The sequence below is a fragment of the Acidaminobacter sp. QWL-03 genome, assembly GCF_058683855.1.
The window spans coordinates 400,895-424,169 of sequence record NZ_CM178752.1 but is presented as its reverse complement, the minus strand read 5'-3'; the positions used below and the strand labels follow the sequence as shown (position 1 = coordinate 424,169).

20 protein-coding genes are annotated in these 23,275 nt (G+C 52.0%); 4 read left to right on the top strand and 16 right to left on the bottom strand.

Annotated features, from left to right (window positions below):
- Nucleotides 1-148: 148 nt before the first annotated feature.
- The 14 genes from AC4PHM_RS01815 to glmS form a co-directional block, all read right to left on the bottom strand.
- A complete protein-coding gene (locus AC4PHM_RS01815) occupies nucleotides 149-373 on the bottom strand; it encodes a MoaD/ThiS family protein (RefSeq protein WP_492019196.1) in 225 nt (74 codons plus the stop codon).
- On the bottom strand, nucleotides 370-2,094 hold the full coding sequence (locus tag AC4PHM_RS01810; RefSeq protein ID WP_492019195.1) for an aldehyde ferredoxin oxidoreductase C-terminal domain-containing protein: 1,725 nt from the start codon (nucleotides 2,092-2,094) through the stop codon (nucleotides 370-372). Before AC4PHM_RS01810 ends, AC4PHM_RS01815 begins: the two co-directional genes overlap by 4 nt.
- Nucleotides 2,095-2,416: 322 nt before the next feature.
- A complete protein-coding gene (locus AC4PHM_RS01805; RefSeq protein WP_492019194.1) occupies nucleotides 2,417-3,445 on the bottom strand; it encodes a 3-deoxy-7-phosphoheptulonate synthase in 1,029 nt (342 codons plus the stop codon).
- A 237-nt stretch (nucleotides 3,446-3,682) separates the two neighbouring features.
- Nucleotides 3,683-4,045 carry a P-II family nitrogen regulator gene (locus AC4PHM_RS01800; RefSeq protein ID WP_492019193.1) on the bottom strand — a complete coding sequence of 121 codons (363 nt, stop codon included), beginning with the start codon at nucleotides 4,043-4,045 and terminating at the stop codon, nucleotides 3,683-3,685.
- A gap of 15 nt (nucleotides 4,046-4,060) precedes the next feature.
- Nucleotides 4,061-5,272, bottom strand: coding sequence for an ammonium transporter (locus AC4PHM_RS01795; RefSeq protein WP_492019192.1), 1,212 nt, complete (start codon nucleotides 5,270-5,272; stop codon nucleotides 4,061-4,063).
- 840 nt (nucleotides 5,273-6,112) lie between these two features.
- Nucleotides 6,113-7,690, bottom strand: a complete 1,578-nt coding sequence (citF, locus tag AC4PHM_RS01790; RefSeq protein ID WP_492020441.1) for a citrate lyase subunit alpha — start codon at nucleotides 7,688-7,690, stop codon at nucleotides 6,113-6,115.
- Nucleotides 7,690-8,634, bottom strand: coding sequence for an HpcH/HpaI aldolase/citrate lyase family protein (locus AC4PHM_RS01785; RefSeq protein ID WP_492019191.1), 945 nt, complete (start codon nucleotides 8,632-8,634; stop codon nucleotides 7,690-7,692). Before AC4PHM_RS01785 ends, citF begins: the two co-directional genes overlap by 1 nt.
- Nucleotides 8,631-8,915: a citrate lyase acyl carrier protein gene (gene citD / locus AC4PHM_RS01780; RefSeq protein ID WP_492019190.1), complete on the bottom strand. Its 285-nt coding sequence runs from the start codon at nucleotides 8,913-8,915 to the stop codon at nucleotides 8,631-8,633. The genes AC4PHM_RS01785 and citD overlap by 4 nt, the downstream gene beginning before the upstream one ends.
- Complete coding sequence (locus AC4PHM_RS01775) at nucleotides 8,912-9,568, bottom strand: Fe-S-containing hydro-lyase (RefSeq protein ID WP_492019189.1); 657 nt, start codon at nucleotides 9,566-9,568, stop codon at nucleotides 8,912-8,914. The genes citD and AC4PHM_RS01775 overlap by 4 nt, the downstream gene beginning before the upstream one ends.
- 14 nt (nucleotides 9,569-9,582) lie before the next feature.
- On the bottom strand, nucleotides 9,583-10,425 hold the full coding sequence (locus tag AC4PHM_RS01770) for a fumarate hydratase (protein ID WP_492019188.1): 843 nt from the start codon (nucleotides 10,423-10,425) through the stop codon (nucleotides 9,583-9,585).
- 157 nt (nucleotides 10,426-10,582) lie between these two features.
- Nucleotides 10,583-11,830: a methylaspartate ammonia-lyase gene (locus AC4PHM_RS01765; protein ID WP_492019187.1), complete on the bottom strand. Its 1,248-nt coding sequence runs from the start codon at nucleotides 11,828-11,830 to the stop codon at nucleotides 10,583-10,585.
- Between the two features lie 22 nt (nucleotides 11,831-11,852).
- Nucleotides 11,853-13,355, bottom strand: coding sequence for a methylaspartate mutase subunit E (locus AC4PHM_RS01760; protein ID WP_492019186.1), 1,503 nt, complete (start codon nucleotides 13,353-13,355; stop codon nucleotides 11,853-11,855).
- Between the two features lie 18 nt (nucleotides 13,356-13,373).
- Nucleotides 13,374-14,771: a methylaspartate mutase accessory protein GlmL gene (gene glmL, locus AC4PHM_RS01755; protein ID WP_492019185.1), complete on the bottom strand. Its 1,398-nt coding sequence runs from the start codon at nucleotides 14,769-14,771 to the stop codon at nucleotides 13,374-13,376.
- A gap of 20 nt (nucleotides 14,772-14,791) precedes the next feature.
- On the bottom strand, nucleotides 14,792-15,211 hold the full coding sequence (glmS, locus tag AC4PHM_RS01750) for a methylaspartate mutase subunit S (protein WP_492019184.1): 420 nt from the start codon (nucleotides 15,209-15,211) through the stop codon (nucleotides 14,792-14,794).
- 579 nt (nucleotides 15,212-15,790) lie between these two features.
- Here glmS and AC4PHM_RS01745 point away from each other — a divergent pair.
- The 3 genes from AC4PHM_RS01745 to AC4PHM_RS01735 all read left to right on the top strand — a co-directional run bounded on the left by AC4PHM_RS01745 (nucleotide 15,791) and on the right by AC4PHM_RS01735 (nucleotide 19,278).
- A complete protein-coding gene (locus AC4PHM_RS01745; RefSeq protein ID WP_492017511.1) occupies nucleotides 15,791-17,461 on the top strand; it encodes an IS1634 family transposase in 1,671 nt (556 codons plus the stop codon).
- Between the two features lie 99 nt (nucleotides 17,462-17,560).
- On the top strand, nucleotides 17,561-18,862 hold the full coding sequence (locus tag AC4PHM_RS01740; protein ID WP_492019183.1) for a phenylacetate--CoA ligase family protein: 1,302 nt from the start codon (nucleotides 17,561-17,563) through the stop codon (nucleotides 18,860-18,862).
- The gene (locus AC4PHM_RS01735; RefSeq protein ID WP_492019182.1) at nucleotides 18,862-19,278 is read left to right on the top strand and encodes an ACT domain-containing protein; all 417 of its coding nucleotides are present in this window, start codon (nucleotides 18,862-18,864) and stop codon (nucleotides 19,276-19,278) included. Before AC4PHM_RS01740 ends, AC4PHM_RS01735 begins: the two co-directional genes overlap by 1 nt.
- A gap of 61 nt (nucleotides 19,279-19,339) precedes the next feature.
- Here AC4PHM_RS01735 and AC4PHM_RS01730 read toward each other — a convergent pair whose 3' ends face one another.
- Nucleotides 19,340-21,145: a DUF4153 domain-containing protein gene (locus AC4PHM_RS01730; protein ID WP_492019181.1), complete on the bottom strand. Its 1,806-nt coding sequence runs from the start codon at nucleotides 21,143-21,145 to the stop codon at nucleotides 19,340-19,342.
- Between the two features lie 461 nt (nucleotides 21,146-21,606).
- Here AC4PHM_RS01730 and AC4PHM_RS01725 point away from each other — a divergent pair, with 461 nt between their 5' ends.
- Nucleotides 21,607-22,650: a LysM peptidoglycan-binding domain-containing protein gene (locus tag AC4PHM_RS01725; protein WP_492019180.1), complete on the top strand. Its 1,044-nt coding sequence runs from the start codon at nucleotides 21,607-21,609 to the stop codon at nucleotides 22,648-22,650.
- 124 nt (nucleotides 22,651-22,774) lie between these two features.
- On the opposite strand, the gene AC4PHM_RS01720 is transcribed toward AC4PHM_RS01725, so the two are convergent.
- Nucleotides 22,775-23,233: an acyl-CoA thioesterase gene (locus AC4PHM_RS01720; protein WP_492019179.1), complete on the bottom strand. Its 459-nt coding sequence runs from the start codon at nucleotides 23,231-23,233 to the stop codon at nucleotides 22,775-22,777.
- Nucleotides 23,234-23,275: the final 42 nt, after the last annotated feature.

Here is a 23,275-nt window from a genome sequence, read left to right as displayed (position 1 = left end):
AATGACCATCGGCAGAGTTCTTGGGCTTTTAAAAGCTTTTAAAAGCTTTCAAAAACTTTGCCGATGGTCATTCATTTTGCATGAAGAAGGTATCAACAGGCATAGGCTGTGGACACCCACTTCCACATGATGTCGCTGCAATCCCACCCTATCCGCCGCTCAAAACGGGCAGGATCTGCACCTCATCTCCATCCTCAAGGGTATGAGACATTTTCTTTGGCTTGCCGTTCACGAGCACCGCGCCGACCTGCTTTTCGTCGATTCCCAGTTGCTCCAAGCATTCCAGGACCGTCAGCGGTTTCCATTCAAGCGTCAGCGTCACTGGGCCAGTGACGTCATTTTTTATGCTGCCTGCGATCTTAATCACAATCATGGTTTTAGGGTCCTTCGACCTTCTAAATGTGCCTCTACGACCTGTTCCAGTTCCTTCTGGCTCACGTCAAAGACGGTGTTCACCCCGGGCAGCACGCGCTCGGTAAAGCATTCCGGCATTTTGTAATGGGCGTTGGTGAAGCCCGCCTTTTGATTGAAGAGGTGCTCATTTTTGAGTGTTTCTTCTCCCAGCGCCTTCATCCACGGGACATCCACTGACCAGCCATATCTTGCGTTGATCAGGTCCGCTATAAGCTGATGCTGATTTCCTATAGCGCCGCTGCAGAAGATGCAAAATCCCAGGGTATCATAGATGGCCATATTTTTCTGAGTACTGAAGGAAAGCTCCGCTTGGCCAACGCTTGAGGCCTGTTCGATTTGGGCTCTGGCCGTTGCGCCATAGGTGTGATCCGCGCCCATGGGTGAAGTGGCGTACGTCACGCCCATGCCTTTGATAGCCCGCGGATCATAGGCCGGCATAGCCTGACCGTTGACCGCTGGCACGTTGCGAATTCCAAAGACTCTGCCCGTGACAACAGCGCCGTTACCCAGCACGCGGCCCAGCACGGTGCCTTTTCTGATCTCTTCCAGGAGACTCAGTGCGGCCTCACCATTTCCAAAGGCTGCAATCCCCGCTTCCATAGCCACGCCAATGGCAGCGCCGGTTTCGATGGTATCAATGCCCATGTCGTTGCACAGGGCATTGAGCCGGGCGACGGTATCAAGGTCAGAGATGCCCAGGTTGGAACCCAGGAGGCCCAGGTTTTCGTACTCCAGCGGGGAAACGATAGCCCGGCCCTCTTTGTCCGGATAAATGTTGGAGCACTGAATCACGCAGCCCGGCATGCAGGCGTGGGAGGTTCTGCCTTCTCCACCTCGCTCGGTGATGACGTCAAAGATCGTCTCTCCGCAGATCTGATCCATACCCTCGAACTGACCAAGACTGAAGTTGCGGGTAGGTAGACCGCCGTGACCATTCATAACGCGCACCATGGACGCTGTGCCCAAGGTTCTGTAGTTGAGCGTGGATGGCGCGTCCTTCACCACTTTAGTGTAGGTTTTTAAGGCAGCCATAAAGCTCTCCCTGTCTGTCAGTGGCATAGGATCCTTTCCAAGGACGACTATGCCTTTGATTTTCTTGGAGCCCATGACCGCGCCAAGGCCGCCGCGGCCGCTGAAACGACCAGGTTTATGGTCTGTATCCGTCGTTGCGATCCCCGCTGAGCTGTAAAGCCTTTCACCGACGGGACCAATACAGCTGATAGCCGCGCCCGGGTAGAGCTTATGTATAGCGTTGCAGAATTCTCCTGTGCCCATGCCAAGGTAAGCCTCTGCAGGCTCTAGGGTACATGCCTCTTTGCTGATTTTGACATAGTGCCAAAGATCATCTTCCGGCTGATCCTCCAGAATCAGAGCTTTGAGCCCCATCTGCGCAAGCCGCATGGCAGTGGTGCCGCCGGAGTTGCTCTCCTTGATGCCCTGTGTCAGCGGGCTTTTGGCCCCTATACAGACGCGGCTGGCACTGGAAACATTGGTGCCTGTGAGGAGTCCCATGGCGAAAATTAATTTGTTATGTCGCCCCAGGGGTTCACAGGTCGGATCGACTTCGTCCAGCAGGATTTTCGCGATCAGGCCTCTGCCGCCGGTTTTTAGGTAAGCCTCAGGTGTTGTCTCGTACTGGATCGATCTGGTTCTGGTGTTGATTCTGAGCAGGTTGTCCATAACGCCCTCCTGAGATTCATTATTCTTACTAAACAGTTTAACAAAAATTGGAGGTTAATTCACGTGTTAGTTGCGTCGCCGGCAGATGTTCCATGGGGTGGGGTTTTTTGGGGGGCAATGGGCTACAGGGGACGCGGACAGGTTTCGGGTTGGGGACGCGGACAACATCTGAGTTGGGGACGCGGATGGTAACGAATCCGTAATACTCATCACGTATCAGTGTTCATTATTCAAGTCTCACTTTCTTTAAAATAAAAAAAACCGGCAGTGCCCAATCCCTCTGGGCACCGCCGGGTTTTCACCATGTCAAATTCAAATTCACCTAAACATTATCCGCAATATAATACATCAGCTGCTCCGATTCCTCCCAGCCCAGGCATGGGTCGGTAATGGACTTCCCGTAAACGTTCTCGCCTATCTTTTGAGTGCCGCCCACTAAATAGCTTTCAATCATGAGACCCTTGACCATGCTCCGAATGCTCGGATCATATTTGCGGCTGAACATAATCTCCTTAGCAATCCGCGGCTGCTCATAATGCTTCTTCATGGAATTCGAATGATTCGTGTCAATCACAATCGCAGGATTCTGGAAACCCGACTTCTCATACATATGAATGAAGTGTATCAGATCTTCATAATGATAGTTTGGTAGATTGCGTCCGTGGACATCTACCGCCCCGCGAAGAATCGCATGAGCATGTGGGTTCCCGTCCGACTCCACCTCATAGCCCCTGTAAATAAACATATGGCTCTGCTGCGCTGCGTTGATTGCATTCAGCATCACTGAAAAGTCGCCGCTGGTTGGGTTTTTCATGCCTATCGGCACCTCCACCCCGCTGGAGGTCAGACGGTGCTGCTGATTCTCAACAGACCGCGCGCCCACCGCGTTGTAGGCGAATACATCCGCCAAATAGGAGTAGTTGTCGGGGTACAGCATCTCATCGGCACCCGGTAGGCCGTAGTCCATCAGGACACGCAAGTGAATCTGGCGAATCGCCCGGATCCCTTGGCGGATATCCGGCTCCTTATTCGGGTCCGGCTGGTGGGCCATCCCCTTGTACCCAGCCCCCGTCGTGCGCGGCTTATTGGTGTAAATCCGCGGAATCAGGATCAGCTTGTCCTTGACCTTCTCCTGTACCAGCGCCAGCTTCTCGACATACTCACAGACCGACTCCTCATTGTCCGCCGAGCACGGCCCAATAATCAAGAGGAAACGATCATCCTTCCCCTCAAGCACCGCCTTGATTTCGTCCACGCGCTTGTCCCTTTTCTTCTTTGAAATAAGCGATAGAGGCTGTTCCGCAAGGACTTCCTCTTTACTTGGCAACCGTTTGATAAATTTCATTCCCATAGTTAACACCCCTTTAATTCCGTGAACATTCACATAAAATTCTATGTATTCAGAACACTATATTACGTTTCGTTCCAAAATTCAAATTGATTTTTTAGAACGTTTCATAAAGGCGTTGAATTATGGGAAAAATTGTATGGCACACCATCCGCTCTAAAAGCATTTTGCCGATGGTCATCACCACTCACAATCTCACCTGGTGTGACTGTGACCATCGGCTGAACGCCTTGTCCTTGATCACTTCGGATCCTTAACCGCCGCCGGTCCCCGCTCCGCCGTCCTGATGCGCACCGCGTCGACCACGTCATAGACAAAAATCTTGCCATCACCAATATTCCCTGTCTGCAGGATCTTCAGCGCCGTCTGGATCACCGTCTCCACAGGGACCTCACACACGACAATTTCCACCTTCAACTTCTGTTTCAAGTTAATTTCCACCTGAACCCCGCGGTAATACTCCTTGTGCCCCTTCTGGAGGCCGCAGCCCAGCGCGTTCGTCACCGTCATCCCCGTCACGCCAATGCCGTTCATGGCTTCCTTCAGGTCCTCAAACTTGTCAGGGTTCATTATGATTTCAATTTTGCTCATCTTTTCAACCATTATCCGCGCCTCCCTCTAAAGATCCATATATGCCGCTATACCGTGCTCGATCCCATCCAGACCGTGCAGCTCCTCGCTTTCCTCAACGCGCAGGCCAATGGTCGCCTTAATCCCCACAAAGGTCAGGAAGGCCAGCCCCATGGCCACCGCCGCGCTGACGCCCACACCAATGACCTGAGCGGCCAACAGTGTCATCCCGCCGCCATAGAGGAGGCCGCCGTCCACGGACAGCACTCCCACCGCCAGCGTGCCAAAGACGCCGCAGACACCGTGGACCGAAATCGCGCCCACCGGATCATCTATGCGCAGCTTCGTATCAATATACTCAACTGCCAAAAGCATCAGTACGCCGCTGACAACGCCAACCACTATGGCGCCGGCAAACGAAATCTGGTTGGCCCCCGCCGTGATCCCGACCAGCCCCGCTAAAGCACCATTAAGGGTCAGACCAGCGTCAGGCTTGCCGTATTTGACATTGCTCAGCAGCATAGATGTGATGGTGGCCGCCGCGCCGCTGATCAGGGTCGTCACTGCGGCGTGGGCCGTTGCCGGCGAGGTGATGTCGAGAGTGCTGCCTGGATTAAAGCCGAACCATCCAAACCAGAGGATCAGCACACCCAAGGCGCCAAGGGGAATGTTGTGGCCAGGTATTGCTCTAGGTACCCCATTTTTATATTTCCCGTTTCTTGGACCAACCATAATAGCGCCTATCAGCGCGCAAAACCCGCCGACCGCGTGAACCGCCGTGCCGCCCGCGAAGTCCCTGAATCCGACGACGCTTGAGAGAAAGCCGCCGCCCCAGATCCAGTGGCCAATCAGAGGGTAGATGAGTGTCGTCGCGACAACGCAAAAGGCCACATAAGAAAAGAATTTCGTGCGTTCCGCCATGGCGCCGGAAACGATGGTCGCGCAGGTCGCCGCGAAGATCGCCTGGAAAAAGAAAAACACGTCAAAGGAGATCCCGGCGACCGACTCCGGCGAGCCCATCAGCCCAAACTGGTCGCTTCCAATCAGACCGCTCACGTCGGCCCCATACATTAAAGCGTACCCCACGACATAATAGCCGAGAACCCCTATGGACACCGTGACGAAGTTTTTCATAATGATGTTGACGGCGTTTTTCGATTGTGTAAATCCGACCTCGACCATTGCGAAGCCTGCGTGCATCAGGAAAACAAAAACACTGGCGATTAAAACCCACATGGTATTCAGGATCATGGTATCCATTTGACAGTTCCCTCCTCTTCTGTTTGGCATGCTCTTTATTTATCACCAAAGCATGCCGATGGTTGACACTCACAAACCTGATGTCTTTATGGTTTGCGGTTTGAAGTTCATTTCGAATTTTAGTGCCGGCTTCCAGTACGATTTGGTGAAGTCTGCAAGTTTAGCATGCAAATAGGCTGTAACGCAAAATGGCTGATAAATGAAATTTCCGATTCTTTTGTATTCATTTGCAGACATTCACCTCCTTCGACTTGTTTTTGCATCGATGCATATTTATGAGCGCGCTTTGTTAATATAGTATATGATTCTAGAACCGTTCACTCCCATTGTCAAGTGGCATTTCAATAAATATTAAATTTATTTATAGTTTTTATGCCAATTATACAAACTATTATATATATTAAAACAATTTTCGTTCGTATTTGCACTTATTGTATACAATGTGCCAGATTGTATTTTTATATACAGATGATCATTTATACACATTTCTATTCATCGCGAAGTTTTATAAAATGAATTTAGAATATGTGGAAATTGCAACATTTCGATCAAAATAATAAAAAGGAAGGAAAATGGCGCGCCATTTTCCAGTTTTAAGTTTTGGGAACTTTCAAGTTGGTGACGCGGACAACTTCTGAGTTGGGGACGGTAATGAAATTGTAATATACAGCGTACCACTTCGCTCCATCCGAGTCGCGAAAAGTACATCTTCGGCTGCCATACGTGCACCTCGATTCAACACTTCGACAAAAAGAAAACCGATCAAAGGAAGTCGCACGCGACTTCCTTTGATCGGTTTTTTACCTTCGCACTGAGTTCTTTTATTAGCTCTTCCCCAACCTACTTCGTCCTTCTCACTACATCCACCACAGTACCATCCCGGTATTCAACCACAGCGACTATGTCATCGCTAAAAGTGATTTCGTCCGGAACGCCCGTCATGGACTCCGCCAGCGCCAGCAAGGCCTCAATCGAAACCACTTCGAGACCAGACGCTTCCAAAGCAGCAATCAAATCCTGCCGCGCCGGATTTACCGCAATGCCGTGATCCGTTACCAGCACGTCCACCGTTTCGCCCGGTGTTGTAATGGTGGTGACGTGACGGCGGACAATCGGCAGCCTGGCCTTGACCAGCTGTGTGACCACCATGGCCAGTTTCGCGCCGGCCGCCGTATCGCTGTGGCCGCCGGAGCCGCCCATGATGGTGCCGTCAGAGCCCGTCGTGACGTTGACGTTGAAATCCAGGTCTATTTCCGTCGCCCCCAGAATCATCACATCCAGCTGATTGACAACGGCACCCTTGCTGAAGGGATTGGCGTACATGGAAGCGTCCATCGGCAAATGCCTTGGGTTGTCTCTGTAAGACTCTACCGCCCTGAGGTCAAAGCACTGAACGTCCAGCAAATTGCTGAACAAACCCTCTTCCAGCATATCCACCAGGTAGCCGGTGATCCCGCCAGCCGCGAAGCTCCCAACAATCCCAGCGTCCTTCATCATGCCCTTAAGCTCTGCCGCCACCGCCAGCGACGTACCGCCGGCGCCGGTCTGGAAGGAAAAGCCGTCCTCGAGAAGCCCCGACGCTTGAATGACCTGGGCTGCTTTATGGGCTATAGCAAGACCCACCGGATCCCGGGTAATTCGGGTCGTCCCCGAGACAATGCCCTGGGGATCCCCAATTGAAGGCACCTCCACCACATAATCCACCATGGTCTGCGTGATTTCTGCCGGCGACGCCGGATACGCCACCAGGTGATCCGTGACCGCCACCACCACATCCGCATACTGTGCATCCGCCACCGCATAGCCCAGCGCCCCGCAGGCCGACTTGCCATGGACACCGTTGCAGTTGCCGTACGGATCTGAGCATGGCGCAGCTATAAACGCAATGTCTATAGGCAAGTCGCCGCTCTCAATGGCCCGCGGCCGCCCGCCATGGGTCATCATAACTGCTGGCTTTTTCAGGCGGCCCTGAGACACCGCCTTCGCCACTGGTCCGGACATATAGTTCGTCGCCAGACCCGTCACAACGCCCGCATCCATAAGTGCCACCAACGGCTCATGGACCGGAAAAATCGAGCTAACCGCCAGGGTCAGATCCCGCACGCCCCGCCGCGCGACCGCGTCCATAACCAGATTGAGCACATGGTCGCCGTTGCGCAGATGATGGTGAAAGGACAGCGTCATGCCGTCCCGCAGCCCAGCCCGGTCCAGCGCTTCCTCAATAGTCGCCAGAAGCTTCGACTGTCCAGGACGCACAGATTTAGAGCGCCTTGGCCGATGGTCAGAAATTCCCACCCCGACATTCGCAAACGCCCCATTAAACGCCCGCACTTCGCCATAGCCCTCGATATACTTCGGAAGCGCCTGGCGACGGGTTTCCCCTGACGCAGGCGTCATTTCAAATTCAATACCATGCATCACACCAAGCCTCCTTCCTGAGAATCAATCGCATCCTTCGAATTATTTGAAACTTCCAAAGCCTTTGAAGCCTTGACCATCCCTAATTTCTCCGCAAGAGCCACCATCTGACGGGCCCGCTGAATAATAGGCGCGTCCACCATCTTGCCGTCCAGCGAAAAGACACCCTTTCCTTCCGCCTCAGCCTCTTCCATGGCTTCCAGCACCCGGAGGGCATACCGCACCTCCACCGGATCCGGTGCGAAGCCTTTGTGAATGATGCCCACCTGCCGCGGGTTGATCGCCGCCTTGCCGGTAAAGCCCATGGCCTTCGCCTTGCGCGTGTCCGCCAGCAGCCCCTCGTGATTGTCCACATCCGTAAACGGCGTATCCACCGCGTCCACCCCGTGAACCTTGCAAGCCACCGCCACCTTATTCCTCGCATACTCAATTTCCATGCCGCCCATGGTTCTGGCAATCCCCATATCCGAGGTATAGTCCTCACCGCCAAAGAGCACACCCTCAAGCCGCGGCGATGACTCAAGGATTTCGTGAACACACTCGACGCCGGCTGCGCTCTCGATCAGCGCAAAGAGCTTGGTCCGCACCGCCTCACCCCCGCGGGCTGCCTCAAAGGCTGAAATCCGCGACTCGACCTCCCGAATAGAAGCCACCTCCGACTTGGGAATCAGCAATATGTCCGGCTGAACCTCCAGCATAGCCTCCAGGTCGAGAGGCCCATACACCGTCGTGATGGGATTGATGCGCACCGTTACCTCTGTCGTCTTGAAAGACCAGCTGCGCAGGGCTTTCGTGACAAGCCTTCTCGCGCTGTCCTTTTCGCTGAGACTCACAGCATCCTCCAGATCCAGGATGACGCAGTCCGCGCCCAACACGGTGGCACTTTGAATCATACCGGGATTGTTGCCCGGTACAAAGAGCATCGTTCTTCGAAGTCGCTTCACAGGATCACCCCGCTTTCCGCCAGCGCCCTGTCAAGGGCCGTTTCAACCCTGGCTTCAATCGTATAATCCAGCGCGCCCCGGTCTTGAGCCAAAATGCTGACCTGAGTCACGCCCCGTGCCGCCACAGTCTTCAAAATAGTTTCCCGGATCTGACGGCCAAACTGAGCCAGGACAATGCTCTGCAGCTCCAGGGTGACACCTTCGCTTTCAGAAGGCGACACCATTATAAAAATGTCATTGGACTCCAGGGTTCCGGCTTTGGCCGTTCTGGTCACTATCATAACCGACCACCTTCCCCGGCACCCGCAGCAGCATCTTCGGCATCACCCTCAGCTGCATCACCCACTGCGCCATCCCGCTCCGCGAGATAAGCCCGACGTCCAATGTCATAATAGTTCGCGCCCGTGCTGTCAATGGCCACAATCGCCGGAAGATCCACGACCTCAAGCCTTCTGACCGCTTCCGCACCCAGCTCCTCAAACGCAATTACTTCCATGGACTTGATGCTGTCCGCAATGACCGCCGCGCCGCCACCTATGGCCGCGAAATAAACCGCCTCATTTCGGACAATGGCGTCAATAACCCCTTGATTGCGGGCGCCTTTTCCAATCATGCCCCGCAGCCCCAAATCCAGCAGCCGCGGTGCATAAGCATCCATGCGCCCCGAGGTCGTCGGACCCGCAGAGCCTATGACATTGCCCGGTCTCGCCGGGGAAGGCCCCACATAGTACACAATGGCGTCGCGTACGTCAAAAGGCAGTTCTCCGCCCTGGTCGAGGGTCTCCACCATGCGCTTGTGCGCCGCGTCCCGAGCCGTATAAATCACGCCGCTGATCAGCACGGAATCCCCTGCCTTCAGCGCCAAAGCCTGCTCACGGGAAAGAGGCGATGTAATGCGGATATCTTTTTGAATGTTTTCAGTTTTCTCCATCATACAAACCCGCCTCCTTATAAGGTAAATTCAACGTGTCTTGCCGCGTGACAATTGATATTGACCGCGACCGGCAGCCCGGCGATATGGGTCGGATAAGCTTCAATCCGAACAGCCAGCGCCGTGGTTTTTCCGCCAAAGCCCTGAGGGCCTATTCCTGTTGCGTTAACCTTTTCCAGCAGCGACGCTTCCAGTGCCTGATAATACGGATCGTGATGCAGCTCATCCAGCGGACGCATCAACGCTCGCTTTGCCAGACCCGCTACCAGATCAAAGGTCCCGCCAATGCCAACACCTATGACAATAGGCGGGCACGGGTTGGAACCGGCCAGTTCGACCGTCTCCAGGATAAAGTCCTCAATGCCCTGAAGCCCATCAGAAGGTTTGAGCATTTTAAGCCGGCTCATGTTCTCCGAGCCAAAGCCTTTAGGCGCAATAACGACCCGCAGCTGATCCCCGGGCACCACGCGCCACTGAATCGCCGCCGGGGTATTGTCTCCGGTGTTGACCCGCTGAATCGGATCCCCCACTACGGATTTTCTCAAGAAACCCTGACCATAGCCCTGCCGGACGCCTTCATTGATAGCTTCTTCCAGCGAGCCCCCCTCAATATGGACCTCCTGTCCCAGCTCGACCAGGATAAAGACCATCCCCGTGTCCTGACAGATGGGATAGACGCCCTTGGCCGCGAGATGGTGGTTTTCAACAATACGGTTTAGGATCCCCGCAGCGGGCTTGAAGGGCTCGGATGCCGCCGCCGTTTCCAGCGCGTTCATGACATCCGACGGCAGTCGGTAGTTCGCTTCCAGACAGCTGTTTTTCACCGCTTCTGTTATAACACTTACGTGAATCTGTTTCAATCGCTTCACCTCATTAAAATTAATAAACGCAGGGTCTGGGCGGGTTTAGCCATCACTTCCCTGACGGTTCACCTTTACCCAGACCCTGCTGAAAATCACATACTGTTTAGTTGTGCGTTTAGTTATGCGTTTAGTTATGCGTTTAGTTATGCGTTCACTAAGCGCGCAGGCGTCGCGCTGCGAGGGCCACAACGCGATTCATTTCATTATTGACGATCATGAAGCCTTCGTCAACACCCATGCCCGGCTTCGCCAGAACTTGGGAGGCGTCGCACGCAATCGCGATCTGCGTCGTGATCTCCGCCGAACGGGCAGTCTCGTTGCATGTGCCGCCGCTGTAGGCTCCGAGGCCCTTTTCACGGCAGTAGAGCAGCGCTTCAATAATATTGTTGACACCGCCAAGGTCCGGCGTCTTAACCTGAAGCATATGGCCTGCCTTGTTGTCCGCGAAATACTTGACGTCCTCCAGCGTGTTGCACCATTCGTCGGCAACGATCTCCACCGGAATGTTCCGGGCATCGACCATAGCGCAGAGGTCTTTGAGCGCGTGCATCTGCTTCTCCCGGTCATCCACGTCCATAGGGCCTTCAATGCGAAGCTGGAACGGCGCCGCCGCCTTGGCCAGCGTCTCCAGGTAGTCCGTCATTTTAGCGAGATCATTTTCAAAGGCTATGCCGATGGTCCCGTATACGTCAATGTGGAAAATAGGATTATAGGTTTCATCCGCTCTGAGCTTGATGACGCGGTCTCTGAGCCACTCCACATACGCGAGGAGCAGCTCGCCCTGACGGCCAAGCTTCGTTTCAACGTGGTTGATCAAAGCATGAGGGATGACGTCTATGCCTTTGATGATCATTTTATCGACGTTGTCATAGCGGTCATCACCGGATTGCGCAAATATTGGGATGCGTTTGATATCAATGCCCGTATTGTATTCCTTTTGAACGACTTCAGCCATAGTAATGCGCTGGGCCTTCGCTACCGCGTCAAGAAGGGCTTGTGTAATGCCATAGCGGATCGCCGTGTGCATGCGTTTTCCGTTGATCTCCATCTTGTCAAAAGCTTCCGCCAAAGGTTTAAAAGCAGTGAGTTCCATACCAATCAGCTTAGGAGCGATTTCTTTTTCAATGACGGGAATAAAATCAGCTGCAATGAAGAGCGGATCTCGGCCGCCGGCACCGGAATATTGGACTGCGGCGCAATCCCCGTGGGCTATTTGGCCGTCCTCGAGAATCAACATGACAGAAATCGCTTCACCGGCCACCCGAATGGCATGGAAACCCGGCGTCATAGTCGCGCCTTGGTAAGCAAAGCCATCCAAAGTCGCGCCTTTTTTAATCGCTCTTTGATCGTCAAAATAGAAGCCAGTTCTTCCCGGCGCGCAAACCACATCAATAATTTTCATAACGTCCACCTAACCCCTTCTGCTATTCGGTTTTGTAAAGATATTTTTTAATGCTTTTTGCAGCGTCTGACTCCGTTTCAGGCCGACCGATCAGGTTGCCCTTGCTGACAGCATAGACGTCATCAATCGTCATTTTGAAGTCGACTTCCCGGTGCTCAAACATGGCACGCTCTTCGAGCTTATTTCGGTTGAACTCTTTGATCTCCTCAGAGAACGGCACGTTGCCAAAGTCGAGGTAACGAATCGCGCCGTCATTGTCCCGGGCCGGCATCATCTTGCCAGCGTTGTAGACGGATGGCGCGAACGGGATATCCAGAACACCGGCTTCGAAAGCTCGGACTGTACCGACAGCGAGATCGCCCTCACCGAGTTCTAGGACTTTATCAATGATGCACTGAGTCTCAGCTTTGATCATGCGGCTCTCGTTGATCTGCTGGATACTGAGGGGCATTTTCTGCTCCTGAAGGAGATTGAGGACCATCTTTGTAGCTCTGATGCCCTGAGCGTTTGCTTCTTTTGTAGGAACGCCGTAAGCCTCGTGAGGTGTCTTGACGATTACTTTGGTGGCACCTGCCAGGGAAGCTGCGATCGCGCCCAGAGAGATGACGCCGAAGGCTTTAGACTCATCCTGCGGGAAGCCGCCCATCCACTGGTGGAAGACGGTGGTCAGGTAAACGTTGTTGTAGCCGGAAGCTTTTAAGTATTCGTTGCACTGGTCTTCGAGGGCGCGGATGGCCGCGACGTCCTGAACCAGGTTGCCGCACTGGCCGTAGCCTACGGTGATGTTCTTGACGCCCTGCTCTGCCGCCAGGAGCGCTTCGATGATCGCCACAGCATTGGACATGCTTGGCGGCACCAGCGTTCCTGTCAGCGGACCAAACGGCTCGCGGTTGATGGATATACCATGATCTTCATAGTAGCCGACGAGGCGATCGCAGTACTGCCAGTCTGTAATCGTCTTTTCAAGGCTGACTTTCTTGGCGTAAGGAATGTTGTAGGAAATGCCGCCGCCCTCGTTGGAGGTCCAGCCAGCTGCGTGGATGATTTCGGACAGAAGACGGGCATCCGGTGTGCCGTGACGCGCTTGAAGCGGCAGATTGACAGATTCGAATACTTTTCTGCAGCCGTGAACGCCGTGATTAACGCCCGGGAAGCCATTCAGGAGGGAGCGCCCTTCTTTGCGGCTTTCAGTGATGCCGCGTTCGCATTCGTTGTATTTGTTTTGTCTGGTATAGCTGTCGATAGTGCTAGGCAGCAGATCCGCGCCGCCTTCAGAGTGAAGGAAGTTGAGGAGCTGAATGTGCTCGTCGATCAGGGCGACGCCGGCGCGAGGCTGCGCCAGGGTGATGCCGTTTTCCTTCGCCCAGCGGAGCTTCGCAGGAAAGCTTTTGTGCTCCGGCACTTGTTTCAGAAAAGCGACGTTGGCTTCGAGGTCTATGCCTTCGCCGGTTGGCCACTGCTTGAGGACTTCTTCGCGGATGCGTAAAAATTCGTCCATGGACAATTTCTTATTTTTGAGTTCCATTTTGTATCCCCCTATAAGTTAGAGCGTCACGATATGCCGCTTCATGATTCTGAGCGCAATGTCGGGATGGTCCTGAGAAAGCAGTCCCATGGCCGACAGGATGTAGTCCTGATCCAGCTTGAAAGCCGGTGCTTTTGGTCTTAAGCTCGTGGGTGTCTCCTGGTCGTAAAGTCCTTCCTGCAATATGGCTTTCGGATTTTCGCTGGCGACCAAGACGCCGCCTGTGCCTATAAAGGCTGCCACATTGCCGAGGTCTTTGCCGAGCTGTGAAATCACGACCCCCATGGGCGAGTAATAGGATTCGAGGCAACCTGCGTGGCGCTCTACGGAGAGGGCCACTGCCGCTTTGGCAATGGCTTCGTCCATGTGACGTTCCTCGGGCGACTGCGGGATCATGTCTGGCTGCAGACTGCGGTGACGGCAGGCAGCGTCGACATCGGCTAAGTCATCTTTCAGATAAGCGCGGATTCGTTTGGATCCGGCGGCCTCCTTGAGCGAAAGAGCGGAGTAGCGCATGCCCAGGTCGCCTTCGACAGTGCGTTTGGCGAAGGGCTCCTCGAGCCCCTTTTGCGTCACGCCCGGCTGAGTCGGCTCGCCGTCGCAGATGGAGTAAACGTCCGTGGTCGCGCCGCCTATGTCCACCATGACCAGGGTGCCTATGCCGTCCTCCAGATCGGTCCCTTTCGACAGGAGCTCAGCGGCCTTCAGGACCGCTGCCGGGGTCGGCATGAGGATGTCGTCGATCATGCCGGTGGCAGTGTGGATACCTTTTGCGTGGGTGATGCGCTGCATAAAAATTTCCCGGATTTCCTCGCGGGCTGGGTCGACGTTGAGCACATTGAGCTTTGGCATGACATTGTCGGACATGCTGTAGATGAGCTCAGCCTCTTTAAAAAGATCGTCGATGTCATCCATGGCGGATTTGTTGCCTGCCACGACGACAGGAACGGGAAGCTTTGCCTCCGCGAGGCGCTTTGCGTTGTGAAGGATGCAGGTCTGATTGCCGCCGTCCGTACCGCCTGCCAGCAGGAGCATGTCCGGTTTTAGGGCTGCTATTTTTTCGATGTCTCGACGGGTCAGATCGTGGTCGAAGACCTGAAGTACCCGTGCGCCTGCGCCGAGGGCCGCCCGCTTGGCCGCCTCCGCCGTCAGCTCCTGGACCAGTCCTATGGCCACCATTTTAAGGCCACCTGCCGCCGAGGAGCATGCCAGTTTTCGGTCGAACTCAAGGTCCGGGCGGCCTTTAGCTGCGAGGGTCGCTTTCAGCTCGGCCAGCGCGGCTTCATAGCCCGTCATGATATCGGTTTCGACTGTGGTGTAGCTTTTGGCAGTGCCCAGGATGACTTCAGCGTTTAAGTCCACTGCTGTCAGCTTGGTGTAGGTGCTGCCAAAATCGATAAGTAAGTAATGGTTCACTTTAAAGACCCCTTTCGAGGCTATTCAGGCTTGGGAAGTTTGAGGTCGTCCCTCAGGTCGCGGATGCCGAGCTCCGGATCTGAGCCTGGTGGGTAGACGCGGTTGAAGCCCATAGCTAGGAATTTCTCTTTGACTTCTTCCCAGTCGTGTTTGCCTACAACCAGGTTTCCGCCGACATAGAGGAGCATGTCGTCGAGACCCGCCTCATCACATTTTTCTCTCAATCCGCGGCAGTCGATCTCACCGTGGCCGTAGAGGGACGAGATGATCATAGCCTTCGCGCCAGTCTCTTCCGCGGCATTGATGAATTCCTCCTGCGATGATAAGACGCCAATGTTCACCACATTGAAACCCGCTTTGCTGAATGCGTAATCCAAAATTTTGTTGCCGACTGCATGACAGTCCGCGCCTATGACTCCAAGTACAACCGTATTCGTCATTCTTATGCCTCCGTTTTCACTTTGAAGTGGATCGCTTTGTTTGATATGAGAATATCATATTCTTTCTAAATTGCAAGTAATATTTCATAATTTTATCGTTTTGTCATCAAATATGACTTATATTGCATTATATCTTGCATTTTTATTATTGTATACATGCTAAAACCATTGAAAACACTACATTTCCATAATTTTTCAGCTCTTTGTATGATTTTGCATACATTTCTGATTTCAAACTTTTTTCTGGGTTGGGGACGCGGACAGGTTTCGTTTTAGTGACGCGGACAGAATTCAACTCGGTGCCAGAGCATGCGAGAATGATTCTCATTCGGTTCTTCTTGAATCAGTCCCATCATGTCTCCCCCCCTGCTCCAAACTGCCATTATCCTTCCAAATTCTTTCACAATCTTTCAAAATTCACCGCTTGCCAATCAAATCCCTAAAAGGTATTCTTTAAAGACGCATAGTCCGCCTAACTAATATTACCAAATAAAAAGTTTATAATTTCCAAATTATTCAAAAAGGAATTTTGTGATTTGTGTCGAAATATAGCTATATCAAATATTTCGAGGTGAATCCATGAGTCTTTCATTTGAACAAATTATTCCTTACTACAGCGGCAAAGCCGGTTTAATTATTGGGATTTGTGAGCAGATCGGATTAGGCAAGATTTTCGATGAACACTTGACCTCGCATAACGGAAGGCCTACTGACATTCAATACGGACACCTCGCTCAGATGATGCTGGTGACGATGGCTGATGAGCATCACCCACTGTATCGGATTCGCGACTACTTTGAAAGAATTGATCTGGATTCCCTTTTTAATTGCTCTATAGATCGCAACAAACTCAACGATGACCGATTCGGCGGATTCTTGGACCTGATGCAGCAAGCAGGCGGTGCAAATCTCCTCTCAGCCATTGCAGTTCAAGCATTTAAACATTATGGCATACGGCTGGGCAGCGTCAACTTTGATACCACGTCTAAGGTGATGTGGGGCCAGTATGAAACTGAAGAAGGAACAGTTGGAGCGGTTGACATTACCTTCGGTTATTCAAAACAACATCGTCCTGACAAAAAACAAATCATGTATGGAATGGGCGTCACTCAAGGGATTTGCATTGATGGCCAGGTTTTTTCAGGCAATCTCAGCGACAAAACCTACAACGTAGACAACCTTGAACGTGCTGCACATTTGAGAGATCAGTTCGAAAGTGACGGGACACCATTTTTCTACATCGCGGACAGCGCAGCTTTTACGCGTGAATTCCTTGAAAAGGCCAAACGTCTTCAGATTGAGATCATCACACGTATGCCTGACAATGTCCTTGAGTGCAGGCGTGCGGTTGAAAAAGCGCTGGATCAGTTGGACACTTTGCCAGTTTACAAGTATGAAACCGCCACAGAGCCTTCCATCTACCGCATAATGTCGGAGTCATGCGTCTATCATGATGTTCCGATGAAGATGGCTGTGTGCTATTCCGAAAAGCTTGAGGCTTCAAAGCGTAAAACTGTCGAAAAGCGTATTACTAAAGAGCGCGAATCCTTGGAAACATTGGTGAAACGTTTAGGTAAACGAACTTTTGCCTGCCGGGAAGATGCACAGATTGAGATTGAGACGTTGATGAAGTCTGAGATCAGTAAAATCAAGTATCATGACATTGGTCTTGAAATCACGGAGGAAATCATCAAGCGTCCTGGGCGGCCCAGCAAGAATCCTGATGCAAATCCAACGCGAAGCATCTTCTCCGTCATTGTTTCGATTCGAGAGGATAAACAGAAGATCCAGCGGTGCATCAACAAGGAATGTATCTTTGTGGTGGTTTCTACAGACCAAAGCCTGTCAGGAGAAGCGATTCTTCGAGAATACAAGACGCAGGGCGGCGTCGAACGAAAGTTTCAATTCTTGAAGTCGCCACAGTTTGTCAATGCACTTTACGTGGACTCCCCAAGACGCGTTGAAGCCCTTGGGTACTTGATGCTGATCCTGATGCTTGTACTGAGTATTGCTGAACATGTTGTTCGAAGAGAAATGAAGAAAGAATCAGCAACCATTATGGGACCTGGAGATAAGAAGCTTACAAGGCCTTCCTTGATGGCTATTTTCCGTATCTTTTTTTCTGTTAAAACATCAGCGATACGAGTCAATGGAACCCTTCATCGTGGTTTCAACGAGCCGCTGCGCCCAAATGTCAAAGCCGTCATGAGGTATCTTGGAATACCAGAGGATATTTTTATCCGCGGTTAAAAATGGATAATATTAACTATAGAAAAACGTTAAACTATTCAGCGGACTATGCGTAAAGAACCAATAAAATTTATAAAATAGTGAAAGGCAGGAAGCAAAATGATCTGGAGCACCTACGAAACCATGGCGCGCGATCAGATGGAAAAGCTTCAGCTCGAACGGCTGAAGCAGACCGTCCGCCGTGTCTATGATCACGTTCCCCATTACCGCGCCAAGCTCAATGAGCTTGGCCTGAAACCTGATGACATTCAGTCTTTGGATGACCTTAAAAAACTGCCACTGACAGTCAAGAATGACCTCAGGGACAACTATCCCTTCGGGCTCTTCGCCGTGCCACAAAAAGAAGTCGTCCGCTATCACGCTTCCTCAGGCACCACAGGCAAGCCAACAGTGGTTGGCTACACCAGAAATGACATGGAGACTTGGACCGAGCTGATCGCCCGCATCGTCACCATGGCAGGTGTCTCAGCTGATGACACAGCTCAGGTCTCTTTTGGTTACGGCCTTTTCACAGGCGCTTTTGGCCTTCACCAAGGCCTCGAACGCGTCGGCGCCTCCGTCATCCCAATGTCCAGCGGCAATACCGAAAAGCAGATTATGATCATGCAGGACTTTGGAACGACCGCCCTCATCGGCACCCCTTCATACGCATTACATATGGCAGAAGTTGCCAAGTCTATGGGTATTGATCCCAAGAAAGACCTGAAGCTAAAATGGGGCCTCTTCGGCGGCGAAGGCTCTACCGAAGCCATGCGCCGGGAGCTCCAGGAAGCATGGGGCATCTTCGTCACCGAAAACTACGGCATGAGTGAACTGATTGGCCCCGGTGTCTCCGGCGAATGCAAGGCTCTCTGCGGTATGCACATATTCGAGGACCACTTCATCCCGGAGATCATCGACCCCGAGACCCTCGAAGTCCTGCCGCCGGGCTCAGTCGGCGAGCTGGTCATCACCACCATCACCAAAGAAGCCCTGCCGCTTCTGCGCTACCGCACCAAGGATATTACGTCCCTACACTATGAGACCTGCGACTGCGGCCGCACCACTGTCCGCATGGCCAAAATTCAAGGCCGCACAGACGACATGCTGATCCTCGGCGGCGTCAACGTCTTCCCTTCCCAAATCGAGGAAGTTCTCTTCAACACCGAAGGGATTGGCCCGCACTACCAGATCAAAGTCTTCAAGAAGGGTTACCTGGACAAAATCGAAATCGATGTCGAGCTTATCGACGACAACCTGCTTGAATCCTTTGGCCAGCTCGAAGCCCTCAAGCAAACCATCCGTACGAGACTCCGCACCGTACTGGGCATCGACGCCAAAATCCACCTGCATGAGCCCCGCACTCTGGCACGCTTTGAAGGCAAGGCCAAACGCGTCATCGATATGAGGGAGGTAAAATAATGCTCATCGATCAGCTTTCCGTTTTCGTTGAAAACCGCCACGGCGCCCTGGCTGCCGTCACCGATGCGCTCTATAAGTATGGCGTTGACATCCGGGCCATCGCCGTTTTTGATACGACTGAATTTGGCATTGTCCGCATCGTCGTCGACAAGCCCGAAGAAGCCCTGAGAGACCTTAAGGCCGATGGTTTCGTCGCCAAACTCAGCAAAGTCATCGCCGTTGAGCCCATCGACAAACCCGGCAGCCTGAACGAGCTCTTCCACATCATGAGCGACAACGGCATCAACATCGAATACATTTATTCCTTCGTCATGCGCCGCCGCGAAATGCCTTATGTCGTCTTCAAGACTGACAACCAGGAAAAGGCACTGCAAATTTTGAAAGACAAAGGCCTTAACACAGTTGTGGATCTATAGTCAAAAAGCAAAATAAGTCAGTGTCCACAGCCCAAAATGGCTTGTCGACACTGACTTATTTTTATTTGCGCCCCACTAATACATAGAAACTATAATCCGATGCAATAACACCTTGATCCATCTCGTATCTGTGAATGCCCCGGAACACCACCGACATCTTGAACCTGTCGTTTTCAACCGCGACGGTCATAGCCTCCGGCAGCATCATTTCCTTAAGCATTCCCATTTCAGGCGCAATATTGTCCGCCGCCTTTTCCAGATCAATTGTAAGCGCGTCATTGCCCTCCGGCGTCACCAGCGTTACCAAGGCATCCTCAGAAGATCTTCGCGTCACCTTGACTTCATACGTTTCACCAGCCAGTTCTGCGTTTTGGGACATCGGCCTCATTTCCTTTTCGTACCTGGCCAGGTCAAAAGACAACAGCTTTTCAAATCCCACAACATTCAAAGCCACCCCAGGGTCCAGCGACACCATGGTGTAACGCTGTCCTCCCGACGGTTTATAGGTACGCTCAAATCCAAAAGTGCGTGTAAAATCCTCATAGGCTTTAAAACCCTCAGGCAGCCACTTGACATACGCCAACCCTCCGGAACTCTGTAAATAGTTCACAATACTCGTCGTTTCAGCTTTCGTAAGCTCCGAAGCCTCTGCTTTCGCCACCAGCTCACCACTGATGAGCATCCCCTCTGCGGCGAGAAGCCCCTCAAGCCGTCCAATTTGACTGTTTCTGGACACCGTAAACGCGTCCACCGGCGGAAGGATGGATCCCAGCGCGAACACCGCTGCCAGCATTGCCACCCGGCCATTCTTCGAAACCGGACTAAAGCTCAGCATCAGCCCCGCTGCCAATGAAAACACACCAAAGAGCGCCACATAATACCGCGATTCCGTCACGCCATATGCCTCAATCCGTATACCCACCGAGATCAGCTGCAAAATGATTACCGGAATCAGCACCTTTGGAAACACACGCGTGTAGGCTCTTGCAAATCCATTGTCCAGAAGGCTGGCCATTACAAAGATCAGTAGTCCTGCTGCAGAATATAGAAGGATCATAGGTCCCAGCTGCCCTGAAGGCCAGACCTGAGTCACCAGAATCTTCCCCAAATAAGCTGCCAGCACCGCCGTATAGACCGCCACCAGAGGCACCGCTATGTAAGAGACCAGGATCTCCAGAAATCTTGGATAATCAAACGTGCCGGCCCCAGCCGGGAGTCCTTCGCCCAAACCATTTTCAAGAGCGTTTTGCCGATGGTCAAAGTGCGGCAAAAGCGATAAAAAATACACCGGCGCAAATAAGATCCACACTGTTGCCATTGAATATGCATACGCCTTATCGCTGACATCAAACAGTAAAATGTCAACGGTCGCGATCACAGCCGCAAATCCCGCGGTCAGCACCGCTGCATAAAGCCACGACGTAGCGAAGGTTTTGAAAAAGGTCAGCGAAGTCCTGTTAAAGTCTGCTCTCCCGCCTGCGGATGGTATCCAAAGCACCACGCAGATCAAGGCGAAAATCGTTACCAGACTTCGGATCACCACCGCGTCGCTGATCTCTGATGCCGGCAGCAGAATCAGAAAATAGCCCAGCGTCAACAGCAGCCCGGCAATGTACGCCACAACCCTTCGGGATGAAAGTCCATCAAATCGCTCAACCGCAAATTGAATCACAATCCCAAGGACGGCGCCAACGACTGAAGTGAATACCATTTTTTGCAGGATCAGTGGCGGATTCAGATCTTCACCTATGATAGCATAAGCCACCAGCAGCGCTGCAACAAATCCGGCAACCGAGGCCGGAAACCTCTCCGAAGCTTTAACAAGACCTTGGAGCCTTCTAACTAGTGATCCTTTAATTACTTTCATAACAGCACCTTCCCGATTCCTATTTTTCCCAAATGGCGAATGAATACAGGCTGAGCATTGCAGTGATCCTGCACAGAGATGACATCCTACATCCACATCTTAGATGACTAACCTTCAATGCGCATTACAGAATAGTTACAGCCTAGTGCCATCTACAATTAATGCAATAAGTGTGTGCAGCAATTTTATTAAAAGTTTGACATCTTTATAACTCGCAACACCTAAATATTCAAACTTTTCACACTATATCACTATCGCGCAAATCCCCCTGCAACAGGCGACGCCAAAGGGTTTTGGTCATATTGTTCTTAATTAATAAGAGGTAAATTGTGGTTAAGGGATGACAATTGTGTTACAATTTTTAGTATAAATCAGGTCGTCTTCGACTTGCTTTGTCAACATTTTCACAACAATTATTAATCAGAGGACAGCCTGAAAAAATTCAAGAGGAGGTAATACGTTTGAAAAAGAATCTAGCAAGAGCCCTGGCACTTTTGATGCTTTTGACATCCGCGATCGTTTTCGCGCCTATGTCACTTGCAGCAGACAGCACTACTTCCGCATCCCCGCCATGGGTTGAGCCAACACAGCCAAGCGTACCAAGTTCACCTGCTCCTGCACCGGTCAGCACCTCTGCTCCAGCCCCTATGCCTGCAATGGATGGCGGAGAGTACCACGTCGTTGTCAGCGGCGACACCATGTACAAAATCGCTGTCAAACACGGTATGACCCTGAGTGAGTTGGTCGCACTCAATCCTCAAGTCAAAAATATCAACATGATCTACGTTGGTCAAAAGCTTCTTCTTAAAGCCGGCACTACTCCTGCAGCGCCTGCGGCAACTGACAGCGTCGTCAAGGTTTATCAGGGCATTGGCTACAAAGTCGCCTTTAGAAACGGCCCTGGCAAAGACAGCGAAGAAGTTCCAGTCTATAGTTTCAACGTTGCAATGGCCGCTGCTACTTTCGACTCAGCTGGCAGAATTCTCAATGTCTACATAGACGGTTATGAAGTCTCTTCCCCTAACTATGATGGTGCCTCAATGCCTCACTTCTCCGGCTGGCCTGGCCAAGCAGGTTATAACGTCACAGACCATACCACAGAAAAGGTCACCGGCGTTTCAACCAACACACCTGAATCCGCAGCTGCCGAAGTCAACAACTGGCTCACTAAGCGCCAACGCGGCGATTCTTATCACATGAATCCAGCTAACGAGTGGTATAAGCAAATGGACTTCTTCCAAGAGTTCTTCAAAGGCAAAACTGTCATGGAACTCGAGCAGTGGTTTGCTAAAAACACAACTGCAGCAGGTCGTCCAATCAAAGCAACGACAACGAATGAAGCGGATCTTGCCAAACTCGCTGCTTTAACTGCAGAAGAAAAAGCGGCACTCGCTGATGTCGTCTCCGGTGCAACTATGTCCATACGCGACGCACACGGCGATTTCCTTGGCGCAGTTGGCGAAGCATACAAAAATAGAGTTGAAGTTGTGGTTCCAGTAAAATAGCAGGAACAAAAGACAAAACGGTCCATTTCATACGTGAAATGGACCGTTTTGTCTTTTGGCGATGTGGAAGATGGTGTCAGACACCTATTTCCACCCAGCCGCCGACACCCGCTTCATTCCTTATTTAATACTTGGCCTTAATCTCTAAGTACTTCTTCTCTCCCAATGCATATAACGCATGCTCCTCAGGCGTTTTAGGCACCAGGCGCGGCACCTGCGTTGGTACGCCGTCTACAATATGCACCATGGTGAAAAACGCTTTGAGAGAAGCCTCCGGCACGACGTCTGAGCTGAAATCGTTGACATAAATACTGACCATGATCTGCATCGAGCTTCGCCCAACATAGGTTAACTGACCAACACAGGTGACAATATCACCAATATGGATCGGCTTCAGAAAGACGATTTCATCCACCCTTGCCGTCACCGCGTCGCCTTTGCAATGTTTGAAGGCCGTAATGCCGGCAGTATTGTCCATCAGATTCATCAGTTCTCCACCGTGAACGTTGCCCATGATATTGCTGTGTCGCGGTTCCATAACCATACATGTCTCAGCCCTTGTGAATGAAATGTCATTTACCAATTGAATCCTCCCATAATGAAGTCATTTTCGTCTCTGTGCGCC